The following is a 12,105-nucleotide window of genomic DNA, read 5'->3' on the forward strand; positions in this document are numbered from 1 at the left end:
ATCATTCGTTGGGTTTTGAAAATTTATATGTGTGCAGATTACTATGCACTTGGAAAAGTTATACAGAAATGAAAAACTTTATAATTTCCTAATCAAAAGAAAAAAGCTGTAAAAATTACAGCTTTTACATAACACGTTTAAAGAGCTTTTCCATTTCATAGGTTGAGAAATGAATAATGATTGGTCTTCCATGAGGACAAGTAAACGGATCTTCCGACAGACGTAACGATTCTAATAAAGGAAAAATATCGGTCTCACGTAAATAATGATTGGCTTTAATCGAACCTTTACAGCTCATCATGATAGCCGTTTCTTCTCTAAGTTTCTTGATGTCTACCTTTTTAGATGTTAGCACCTGCTGGATAATCTCTTCAATGACCTCCGCTTCATATCCTTCTGGAAACCACTGCGGATGTGCTCTAACAATATAGCTTTGAGGCCCAAAGTCCTCTAAGAAAATACCAACCTCTTGTAGCAATTCTTTGTTTTCCTCGATGGTCAAATACTCGTCATGTGAATATTCAAGGGTTAATGGAACTAATAAGTCCTGTAACTCTCTTCTAACTTGCCCAACCTTTTCGCGATAAAACTCATATTTTACCCGTTCCTGAGCAGCATGCTGATCAATGATAAAAAGTCCGTTCTCATTTTGGGCAAGAATATAAGTGCCATGCATTTGTCCAATAGGATACAGTGGAGGAATACGTTCCTCTTTCATTTCTTCTATCGGGGTACTATTTTCTTCTTCAGAGAGCATCTCTTCACTTATAAAAGATGAACTTGGTTTGTCCTTATTCTCTGTTTCAATAGGAAAAGTAACTTCTTTAGGAATATAATCTCGTTCCTCTTTATGATATGCTTGCTGTTCTTTAATTACTGTGGGTGGAGTATGACTAAAACTAAAGGATTCTTGAACACTATCATTTTTCTTAAAAGATTTAGGTGGCTGTACTGCTGGAATTAGCTGTTGTTTCTTAAAAAGAGCTTTAATGCCATCCTTTAAAAGCTCATGCAGTTCAGGTTCTTTACTAACGCGAACCTCAAGTTTTGCAGGATGCACGTTTACATCTACTAATAATGGATCCATTTCAATTTCTACAAATACAATCGGAAATCGACCAATAGGAAGTAAGGTATGATATCCGTCTTGTATCGCTTTACTAATTGGAAAATTCTTAATATAACGGCCATTAATAATGACAGATAAATAGTTACGTGAGGCCCTTGTTATTTCAGGAAGTGAGACGTATCCTTTTATTTTAAAATCCAGTGATTCTAGCTTAATAGGCAGCAACTTCTTAGCAATAGACATCCCATATATAGATGCTAATACTTGAAGTACATCTCCACTACCATTTGTATATAAGACTCTATTGCCATTATGAGTTAACTTGAATGACACTTCTGGATAGGCCATTGATATTCTATTAATTGTATCTGTTATATTTCCGAGTTCTGTATGAACTGTTTTCATATACTTAAGTCGCGCTGGTGTATTAAAGAAAAGATTCTTTACCGTAATTTCTGTACCTTTACGACTATTCGTTTTTTCATGCTTAACTACTTTACCACCTTTTAAGGAGAGTAGAGTACCTGGGCCGTTTCCTGTTGAGGTTTTGATTTCAAGTTCTGATACAGAAGCAATACTAGGCAATGCCTCTCCTCTAAATCCCAATGTTCGGATTCGGAAAAGGTCAATTTCATCTTTGATTTTGCTCGTCGCATGTCTTTCAAAGGCTACTAAACAATCATCCTCTTCAATTCCATGACCATTGTCTATGATTCTAATCTTCGATAGACCAGCCTCTTCGATTTCGACTTCTATAATCGTACTACCAGCATCTATTGAATTTTCAACAAGCTCTTTAACAACAGATGCAGGTCGTTCGACTACTTCACCTGCAGCTATTTTATTGGAGAGTGCGTCATCTAGTTTTCTAATAATCCCCACTAGTACTCCCCCTTTAACCTTTTAATTTCTTTTGAATTTCATATAACTTATTCATCGCATCCATCGGAGTCAATTCCATTATAGGAATCGATTTAATTTGCTTTAAAATCTCTCTTTCTTTATCAGATAGATTTGATTCTTTAACCGTTGTTGCCTGTTCAGCAAAGAATGAAAGCTGGGTTTCTTCTGTTATTTCTTTTTTAGTAGTCGTACTAGTTACCTTTTCCCCTTCAAAGGTTGCTAGTAGTTGTCGGGCCCTTGAAATTAGTTTCTGGGGAAGCTCAGCCAGTTCCGCGACATGTATTCCATAGCTTTTATCTGCTGCACCTTCTTGAACCTTGTGTAAGAATACAACTCTACCATTTTGTTCAATTGCCTTTACATGAACATTTTGTAAATGGTGTAGTTCACCTTCAAGAGCTGTAAGCTCATGATAATGAGTAGAAAACAAGGTTTTCGCCTGAATATGCTCGTGAATATATTCGATAATCGCCTGTGCTAAAGCCATTCCATCATAGGTTGAAGTCCCTCTACCTATTTCATCAAAGAGAATTAAACTATGCTGAGTAGCATGTGCAATCGCATTTTTTGCTTCTAGCATTTCCACCATAAAGGTACTTTGACCAGATATCAAATCATCTGCAGCGCCTATTCTTGTAAACACTTGATCAAATACCGGGAGGGTTGCTTCTTCCGCAGAAACAAAGCATCCTATCTGCGCCATGATTGATGTTAATGCAATCTGTCTCATGTAAGTACTTTTACCAGACATATTTGGCCCGGTTATGAGTAGCACTTGCCGCTCATCATTCATGATACAATCATTTGCCACATACTCCTGGGAATCCATCATTTTTTCTACTACAGGATGACGGCCATTTAAAACTCTTAACTGATGTTCAGGTGAAAGGACTGGTTTGACAAAATGGCGCTCTTCACTTACAACTGCAAATGACTGAAGAACATCTACCTCACTAATCATTTTTGCGAGCTGTTGTAGTCTTGGGATATATTCTTTTACCTGCTCACGTAACAATAGAAACAAGTCATATTCTAACCCGACGATTTTCTCCTCAGCTTCTAATATTAAAGCTTCTTTTTCCTTTAATTCTGGTGTTATATATCTCTCGGCATTGGCTAAGGTTTGTTTCCTTTCATATCTTCCTTCTTTTAAAGAACTAATATTGGATTTTGTCACTTCAATATAATAACCAAACACGCGATTATAGCCGATTTTAAGTGATTTTATTCCGGTTAGCTCACGTTCTTTCTGCTCCAACTCTGCAATCCATGTCTTGCCATTTCTACTTGCGTTACGATAAAGGTCAAGCTGCTCGTGATAGCCATCACGAATCATATCTCCTTCTTTCACACTTAAAGGTGGATGATCCTTTAATGCTTGCTCTAATAAGTCAAGTAACTCCTCACAACCGTCCATGTTTGAAGCCAATGAATTTGCATAAGGTAGCTCTAGCTCTGCAACAGTTGATCGAATTGCTGGGACCTGTTGTAATGAACGTCTAAGCTGAACTAAATCCCTTGCATTTACATTTCCAAAAGCAACCCGTCCTGCTAATCGCTCTATATCGTATACTTCTTTAAGCTTTTCACGTAAATCACTTCTTTGGAAAAATTGAGATAAAAGAACTCCAACCATATCATGTCTTGCTTTAATTTTCTCTGTATCAATTAAAGGACGATCAATCCATGCTTTTAGTAGTCGTCCACCCATCGCTGTCATCGTTTCATCCAACAGCCATAGTAACGATCCCTTTTTCCCTTTCGAACGAATCGTTTCAATTAGTTCTAAATTTCGTTTAGAATACATATCGATTTTCATAAACTGCTGAGTATTATAGAATACAGCAGACTGAATATGGTCTAACTTCCGCTTCTGAGTTCGAATTAAATAATGAAGTAGTCTCGAAACAGCATGCTTTTGCTTTTCACCATTAAGCTTTTGTAGGTGAGGAATAACCTCTTCAAATTCAATTAGAATATCTTCGATAGAGACCGTTACAAAACACCGGTCCTGTAGCTGCTTGCACTTCTGTTCTGAAAGTGAGGAAGAAACGACAGCTTCTCTAGCTCCAGTCGAGAGTAATTCACTTAGTACCTCATTCCAATCTGACAACAAGGTAACCTGTAATTCCCCAGTTGAGAGGTCATTATAGCAAAAACCATAGCTTGAGCCATGATCAAATTCAGTAATCGAAGCTATATAATTATTTTGCTTATCTTCTAGACTCTTTCCTTCCATAACTGTTCCCGGCGTAATTAATTGAACTACCTCTCGTTTAACTACTCCCTTTGCCTGCCGTGGGTCCTCAACCTGCTCACACACTGCCACTTTATATCCCTTTGAAACTAGTTGTTCAATATAATTAGGTGCGGCATGGTGAGGTACTCCACACATCGGAATGCGCTCTTCCACTCCACCTTCTCTACTAGTGAGTGTGATTTCAAGTACTTGTGAAGCTTGGACCGCATCCTCGAAAAACATCTCATAAAAATCTCCTAAGCGGAAAAATAAAAAGGCATCCTGGTATTCAGCCTTTATTTTTAAATATTGCTGTATCATAGGCGTATATGTAGCCATTAATAGTCCCCCGTAATTCACTTTAAAAACTTCGTATCTATTATAACATAATTCTACATTTTTCTTGTTTGGTAAAAATAGAAAAGAGGGCCTTAAAGTAGGGAATAAATAAAACGAAATGGTTAGTGTATGGTGAATTCAATTAGGAATTTTTATTGGTCATTGGAGAAATTTAATGGACTTGAAAGGATGAGTTTGATTCGTAGAGAATATAATATGTTTTTTACAAATCGAAATCCTTGGATAGTGCTAATTCATTGGGATCTTGATATCTTTTATGACTAAAGCGTAGAAACAGATTAGTCGTATTTTTCAATTAGTATAGGGTTTCTTATTAAGGCAAAAAAAAACTAGGAAGAATGCCTCCCTAGTTCGTTGTTACTCTTCTTCGTCGCCTAATAAGAAGTTCGGATCTAAATCTTCGAAATCCTCGTCATCTACGTCGAAATCAAAGTCGTCATCGCAGCATTCATCACTTACTACAACACAAACCTTTGTTTCCCCAATTACCTCAACTAAGAATTCTCTTTCTACCTGAACAACCACCTTGTTTCCATTTGGTGAAATGGTAGCTTCAAGGCAATTTGGCTGCTGAATTGCTCGAGCAATTACCTCATGATCATCACCAAAGAAGTTCTCATCTCGATAACGAAGCTTTACACAATCCTTGTATGATACTGTTTCTGTTACAACCTCTGTTTTTGTATTGTCGTTGTAAGAGTACCATACGTTAATATCATAGCGTCCATCAACTTCCACAACATCCCCACATTTTTTTGCATTATATACGTGGTTAATTACCCAGCATCCTAGGATACTCGTTGGTCTGTGTGAAGGTGAAATGGTATGTGTTGACTGCGTGAACTTCTTGCCTTTTCCAACAACAGCCTTTGTAATAATTTCTCTGTATTGGGACATAAGAACAAACCCTCCTCAATTCAATCTACAATTCATCCTATGCGTGACAAATGACTAGTGTGCTACTAATTTTTTTAAGAAAAGAAAAAATTTCATAATCAGCAAAATTAGGCGGTTTAGTTCATTGTATGCACGAATGCCCAGATATGTACTAAAATTTAATTAGGTTGAGGAATTTTTGTTTAAATATACACGAAAAAAAGGCGCACGCACTAGACAAAAATTCATTTTCTTCTATCCAAACAAAAAAGGTGCAGAAGGAAACCTTCTTACACCTTTTCTTTTCTTATTTAATGACAACCGCAACCGTCACCACAGCTACTGCCTGATCCTGCACCATTTACTTTTGATCCTGTTTCTCCACGCAATACATTTCCACCAGTTGATTCAATAATTTCATTCGTCACAGTATTTGAGATTGTATTTGCTACAAGCTGTAGTAGATCATTTACATCAACCTGAGAAGTCTTGAAATCCTGAACAACCGGGATTGCATCCAGTTCTTCTTGTAATTGGTCAATTTGCGCTTCTACCTTCTTTAACGCCTCATGCTTACCGTAGTGTTGATAGTTTACAGCGTTTTTTTGTAGGTTTTTAATTTTGCCAATCATTTCTTGAACTTTTGTATTATAGTTAATTTGTGCTTCTGCACGTTTGAAGAAGTCAACTTCTTCTGTTTGAGAAATCATTTTCGCCAAGTCTCTAGCTCTTTTTATAATTTCATCTCTTGTGTAAGTTGCCATTTTTAATTCACCTCTACCATTTCTTCGACCAATTCACCATCTAATGTCCATGTTTTCGCCTTAATAATTCTTACCTTAATTACTTTACCAATCACAGATCTAGGTGCTCTAAAGTTTACTAACTTACTCTTTGACGTATACCCAGCCAGAACATCTGGATTATTTTTACTTTCACCTTCAACCAACACCTCAACGACTTGTCCTTCATACTCCTTGAGTTTCTTAGCTGATATTTCATTTACTAAGCTATTTAGACGCTGTAATCGTTCTTTCTTTACTTCCATCGGGATATTATCTTCCATTTTTGCTGCTGGTGTACCTTCACGAGGAGAGTAAATAAAAGTATACGCTGAGTCAAATTCAACTTCACGATAAAGCGACATAGTTTCCTCAAATTGCTCATCAGTTTCATTCGGGAATCCAACAATAATATCGGTTGTTAAGGAAGCGTTAGGGATTGCCTTCTTGATTTTACCAACAAGCTCTAAATAATGCTCACGTGAATATTTGCGAGCCATTAACTTTAGGATTTCGGAACTGCCAGATTGGACCGGTAAGTGGATATGATCTAATAAATTCCCACCCTTAGCTAACACTTCAATTAGTCGGTCATCAAAATCTCTCGGATGACTCGTTGTAAAACGAATACGAGGAATATCAATTTTGCTTAATTCTTCCATTAAGTCACCAAGTCCATAGTTAAGATCTTCAAAATCTTTTCCATACGCATTAACATTTTGACCTAAAAGCGTAATCTCCTTATAGCCTTGAGAGGCTAAATGGCGAACCTCATGAATAATTTCTTCAGGTCGGCGACTTCTTTCTTTCCCACGAGTGTATGGCACGATACAATACGTACAGAACTTATCGCAACCATACATGATATTTACCCAGCCTTTGATACTACCTTTACGAACTTTCGGAAGATTCTCAATAACATCTCCTTCTTTTGACCAAACCTCAATAACCATTTCCTTTGACAGGTAAGCTTCATTTAAGATTTGAGGGAGTCGATGAATGTTGTGAGTTCCAAATATCATGTCAATAAAATGATGTTTTTGTAAAATTTTATTAACAACGGACTCTTCCTGGGACATACATCCACAAACACCAATCAATAAATCAGGTCTTTCCTTCTTTAGTGGTTTCAGATGTCCGATTTCACCAAACACTTTATTTTCTGCATTTTCACGGATTGCGCAAGTATTCAGTAAGATGACATCTGCATCTTCAACTGTGTCTGTCGGTTCATAGCCAAGTTGAATAAAAATCCCAGACATTACTTCTGTATCATGCTCATTCATTTGACAGCCGTAAGTATTGATAATAAATTTTTTACCTTGTCCCATTCCTTTTAATTCAGGAGAGATTTCAAATTGATCAATATAATTAATTGATTCTTTACCACGTCTTTTACCTTCTGCAAGATCAGGAGCATCGTTGATAGTGATGTTACGTCCACTAAGTCTGTAAGTGGTTTTACCTTCCTCTTGCTTCACGACTTTAGCACCGCTGAAATCAAAATATTTGCTATAGTCCTTGTCGGATTTTTTGTCCGAAGAATCTACAGTCTTAATTTGTGCGGTTTGCTCTAAACGCTGCTTTTCATTCATTGAAAGGCTCCTTTCTAGTTGGTAATATTTTTTATTTAAGAGAATACATATAAACCTATACACATTACCATAGTATATAGGTTAACCCTCTTTAAAACAATGGAAAAGTTTAATGTCACTAATTATACATTTTTAACAATAGTAAAGCCATTTCCTATAAAGGAAATGGCTACTTATTGTTACATAAATTCTGCTACTAAATCGTTGAACTGATCTTCTGAAATATCAAGATCTGACTTAGAAAGTGGAGATTCACTATACCCACTAATAAGCTCTTGATAAGATTTCTGTTCAGTATTTTGATAGATAAGACCAGTAACAAGACCTCTATTTTCCATTAATGTCTTCATAGCTGTCATTTTGTTATTTGCATCGTAATTTTCAACATCACTTAACTTCACTAGATTTTCTTTAAACCAATCATATGTGTTGACTTTATTATAAGTAACACAAGGACTGAATACGTTAATTAAAGAGAAACCTTTATGGTTAATACCAGCTTCGATTAAAGCAGTTAACTCTTTTAGGTCAGTTGAGAAACTTTGTGCAACGAAAGTAGCTCCTGCTGTTAATGCCATTTCCATTACATTAAGAGCTGACTCAACAGAACCTTGTGGAGTACTCTTTGTCTTGAAACCAACGTCACTACGAGGTGATGTTTGACCCTTTGTTAAACCATAGATTTGGTTATCCATTACAATATATGTTACGTCAATATTACGACGAATTGCGTGAATAGTATGACCAAGTCCAATTGCGAAACCATCACCGTCACCACCAGAAGCGATTACCGTTAGGTCCTTGTTTGCCATCTTTACACCCTGTGCAATTGGAAGTGAACGACCATGAATTCCGTGGAATCCATAAGCGTTAATATAACCCGAAATACGACCAGAACATCCAATTCCAGATACGACTGCTAATTGGTCAGGCTCTAAACCAACGTTTGCAGCAGCACGCTGAATCGCTGCTTGTACGGAGAAATCTCCACACCCTGGACACCAGTTAGGTTTTACAGAGTTACGAAAATCTTTAAATGTTGCCATTGATTATAACAACTCCTTGCTTCTGTTGTGAATTTCTTTCGGCAGGAATGGGTTTCCGTCATATTTTAATAATGAAGTTACTTTTTCACCATAGCCAGCATTCATCTTTAAAATATTAGCTAATTGTCCTGTAGCATTGTTTTCAACTACAACAACCTTTTTAGCTGACTTCACATATGGAAGTATTTCTTCTGTTGGGAATGGGTGAAGTAAGCGAACATGCGCATGATTCACTTTCGTTCCTTCTAGTTCAAAACGCTCCATTGCCTCTTCAATTGCACCACGAGTTGAGTTGAAACCAACGAATAAAATATCAGCCTCATCATGCTTTGCATTTACATGAACAGGAGTATTGAAGTTAAGATTATTTAGCTTACGTAAACGCTTATCCATTTGAGCGTTACGGTTGATTGGTGATTCAGATGGCTTACCAGTTTCATCATGTTCTACACCAGTTACATGGTGAATTCCATTCTTCATACCTGGAATTACACGAGGTGATACTCCATCTTCAGTTACTTCAAATCGCTTAAAGTATTCTTTATTTTCTTGCTCTGCTAATTCACCTGTTTGAAGCTTACCGCGACGAACTTCGATCTTATCATAATCTAAAGGATCAACAGTTTGCTTACCTAGTGACAATTGAAGGTCTGTTATTAGGATAACAGGAACTTGATATTCTTCAGCAATATTAAATGCATCTATAATATCATAAAATGCTTCTTGTACCGTACTTGGAGCCATTACCACTTTAGGGATTTCTCCGTGAGTACCATAAATCATTGCCATTAGATCTGATTGTTCTTGCTTTGTTGGTAATCCAGTTGATGGGCCACCACGTTGTGTATCAACAATTACTAGTGGCTGTTCAGTGATACCTGAAAGACCAATAGCTTCCATCATTAATGAAAGTCCTGGGCCAGCAGAAGCTGTTAAAGAACGAACACCTGCATAGTTAGCACCAATTGCCATTGTACAAGCAGCAATTTCATCCTCAGTCTGGATAACTGTTCCACCAAACTTTGGTAATTTCTTAATCAGATATTCCATAATCTCTGATGCAGGGGTAATTGGGTATGCTGGCATAAAACGTGCTCCACCAGCTAATGCACCCATTGCGATTGCATCGTTACCAATTAGGAACATACGCTTTTTACCATCTGCCTTTTCAAGCTGCATAGTTTGAATATTCTCACCAGCTTGGTTCGTAACATATTCGAAGCCTTGTTTAATTGCTTCCATATTTTTTTCAACAATTTGTTGACCTTTACGTCCGAAAATTTCTTCAACTACTTCTTTGAATACTGCAATATCAAGGTCCATTACTGCACTACTTGCACCAATTGCAACCATGTTCTTCATTAAAGAAGTTCCCAGCTCTGTAGCAAGTTCAGTAAATGGAACTGCATATAAAGTTACATTAGAGCTATCCGGAATGGTAGGCTCGAATTTTGCGTCTGCAATAACGATACCGCCATCACGTAACTCATGGAAATTCACATCAATTGTTTCCTGGTCAAATGCTACTAAAATATCAAGATCATCTGAAATTGAACGAACTTGTGTTGTACTAACACGAATTTTATTGTTAGTATGTCCACCTTTGATACGAGAAGAGAAATGACGATAGCCATATAAATAATAGCCTAATCGATTTAATGCGATAGAAAAAATCTCCCCTGTACTTTCAATACCTTCCCCTTGCTGTCCTCCAACTTTCCATGAAAGTTGATTGATCATGTGTTTACACCCCTTTGAATTACGTTCATTCTATTAAATTATTGTTTGGTAATAAATAGATGTCCAAAAAGTGAAAGCTATCGTTATGTAAAAAGGTAGACAGATATGTCTGAACATAAAATGGCTATTCCCAAAAAAACAGAAACCTTTTGAACAAACTTTCGAATAGTACTTTATCAAAAATTGATAGAAAAGATATATACTAAACGCTTACAATTCTAGACCTATCACAAGGAAATTGCAACCCTTTGTGATTAATTATTCACGAAAAAGTATAATATTTTTTTTATCTCTATATAATTATCTGATAACCCCTGCAATTTGATTATTCCGGAAGATGATCACAGAAATTTTTATAACAAAAATTGGTAATTTGTTGAGTGGTAAAGTGCTTATAAAGCTCCTCTACTAACTGTTCATACTTTCCAAAATGTTCTAATCCTATAACTGTTTGAGAGATTCCATCAAAATCGGAGCCAAAGCCTATATTACGTTCTCCACCAAGACTACAAATATAATCAATATGCTTAATCACATCTTTAATGGTTGCTTCAGGCTTTTCTGCTAGGAAATAGGGAACAAAGTTAATACCTATCATACTATCTTTCTTAATTAGTGCAATAAGTTGATCATCATTTAGATTTCTTGGGTGATTACACAATGTGAGTGCATTAGAATGTGAGGCAATTGGATAGTCTGCTAGTTCGATAACCTCCCAAAACCCCTTGATCGATAAGTGAGAAACATCTGTCCACACCTTAAATCTGTTATTTTCCTGAACAACCTTTTTGCCAAATAAGGATAATCCAGCTCCTCGTGGTTCTAAAATGCCATCGGCAACTGCATTACTGTAATTCCATGTTAGACCAACTGACTTTACGCCTAAATGGAATAATGTCTTAAGACGACTTATACTTGTCCCTATCGCATCACAGCCTTCAAGAGTTAATAGAATTCCTATTTCATCTTCCTTTAGAGCTTTGATGTCCTGTTTCGTTTTTACTAGCTTTAAACTTGGATACAACGGTAAAATCTTCTCATATAAGATATTTACCATTTCTAAAGCGACTTCAAACCTTTCTTGGTAAGGAACCTCTTCTGGAACGTAGATTGCCATGCACTGAACTTTACCTTGTCCATTTTTTAATCGTTCAAAGGTAATATGTAATTCCTTACTATCCTCAAAACGTAAGGTAGGATTTAACCAGAGTTTATAAAGAACGTCACAATGTGCATCGAAAATCTTCAATCTTCATCTCTCCCTGTTAAAGTGTACTTTCATTATATACCAACACAAGGCATAATAGCTGCATTTAGCTCCTACAAGCAAATGTTCCTCCTTTAACAAAGGCGATCATATTTTTATATGCTAAAGGGTACCTGAGGGGCTGGAGCTAGATTACTACAAAATCCGTAATGGGTAAATAAACTTTTAATATAACAAAAGGCTCTGTTAAACAGGTTTGTTGATCTCCGTTACGGGACACTTGCTTTG

Annotated in this window: 7 protein-coding genes and 1 pseudogene; all 8 read right to left on the minus strand. The window is 36.6% G+C overall.

Going from position 1 to position 12,105, the window contains the following annotated elements; translation table 11 throughout:
- Nucleotides 1–124 precede the first annotated feature (124 nt).
- Entirely contained in the window at nucleotides 125–1,951 is a 1,827-nt protein-coding gene (gene mutL / locus G4D63_RS00220; protein ID WP_163176508.1) for a DNA mismatch repair endonuclease MutL, read from the minus strand.
- Between the two features lie 13 nt (nucleotides 1,952–1,964).
- Nucleotides 1,965–4,550 carry a DNA mismatch repair protein MutS gene (mutS, locus tag G4D63_RS00225; RefSeq protein WP_163176510.1) on the minus strand — a complete coding sequence of 862 codons (2,586 nt, stop codon included), beginning with the start codon at nucleotides 4,548–4,550 and terminating at the stop codon, nucleotides 1,965–1,967.
- 378 nt (nucleotides 4,551–4,928) lie between these two features.
- The gene (locus G4D63_RS00230) at nucleotides 4,929–5,468 is read right to left on the minus strand and encodes an outer spore coat protein CotE (RefSeq protein ID WP_163176512.1); all 540 of its coding nucleotides are present in this window, start codon (nucleotides 5,466–5,468) and stop codon (nucleotides 4,929–4,931) included.
- Nucleotides 5,469–5,758: 290 nt separating this feature from the next.
- A complete protein-coding gene (locus G4D63_RS00235; RefSeq protein ID WP_163176514.1) occupies nucleotides 5,759–6,211 on the minus strand; it encodes a YlbF/YmcA family competence regulator in 453 nt (150 codons plus the stop codon).
- Nucleotides 6,212–6,213: 2 nt separating this feature from the next.
- Nucleotides 6,214–7,824, minus strand: coding sequence for a tRNA (N6-isopentenyl adenosine(37)-C2)-methylthiotransferase MiaB (miaB, locus tag G4D63_RS00240; protein ID WP_163176516.1), 1,611 nt, complete (start codon nucleotides 7,822–7,824; stop codon nucleotides 6,214–6,216).
- A 179-nt stretch (nucleotides 7,825–8,003) separates the two neighbouring features.
- Nucleotides 8,004–8,870 carry a 2-oxoacid:ferredoxin oxidoreductase subunit beta gene (locus G4D63_RS00245; protein ID WP_163176518.1) on the minus strand — a complete coding sequence of 289 codons (867 nt, stop codon included), beginning with the start codon at nucleotides 8,868–8,870 and terminating at the stop codon, nucleotides 8,004–8,006.
- Nucleotides 8,857–10,610: pseudogene (locus G4D63_RS00250) on the minus strand (2-oxoacid:acceptor oxidoreductase subunit alpha). The gene G4D63_RS00245 and the pseudogene G4D63_RS00250 overlap by 14 nt, the downstream one beginning before the upstream one ends.
- 325 nt (nucleotides 10,611–10,935) lie before the next feature.
- A complete protein-coding gene (locus G4D63_RS00255) occupies nucleotides 10,936–11,859 on the minus strand; it encodes a dipeptidase (RefSeq protein WP_163176522.1) in 924 nt (307 codons plus the stop codon).
- Nucleotides 11,860–12,105: the final 246 nt, after the last annotated feature.

This window comes from Bacillus mesophilus (assembly GCF_011008845.1).
Classification (GTDB): Bacteria; Bacillota; Bacilli; order Bacillales; family SA4; genus Bacillus_BS; species Bacillus_BS mesophilus.

What these genes read in the sequence shown, in the direction of transcription:
- mutS (WP_163176510.1), bottom strand. Translation starts at nt 4,550, where the DNA reads ATGGCTACATATACGCCTATGATACAGCAATATTTAAAAATAAAGGCT.
- G4D63_RS00230 (WP_163176512.1), bottom strand. Translation starts at nt 5,468, where the DNA reads ATGTCCCAATACAGAGAAATTATTACAAAGGCTGTTGTTGGAAAAGGC.
- G4D63_RS00235 (WP_163176514.1), bottom strand. Translation starts at nt 6,211, where the DNA reads ATGGCAACTTACACAAGAGATGAAATTATAAAAAGAGCTAGAGACTTG.
- miaB (WP_163176516.1), bottom strand. Translation starts at nt 7,824, where the DNA reads ATGAATGAAAAGCAGCGTTTAGAGCAAACCGCACAAATTAAGACTGTA.
- G4D63_RS00245 (WP_163176518.1), bottom strand. Translation starts at nt 8,870, where the DNA reads ATGGCAACATTTAAAGATTTTCGTAACTCTGTAAAACCTAACTGGTGT.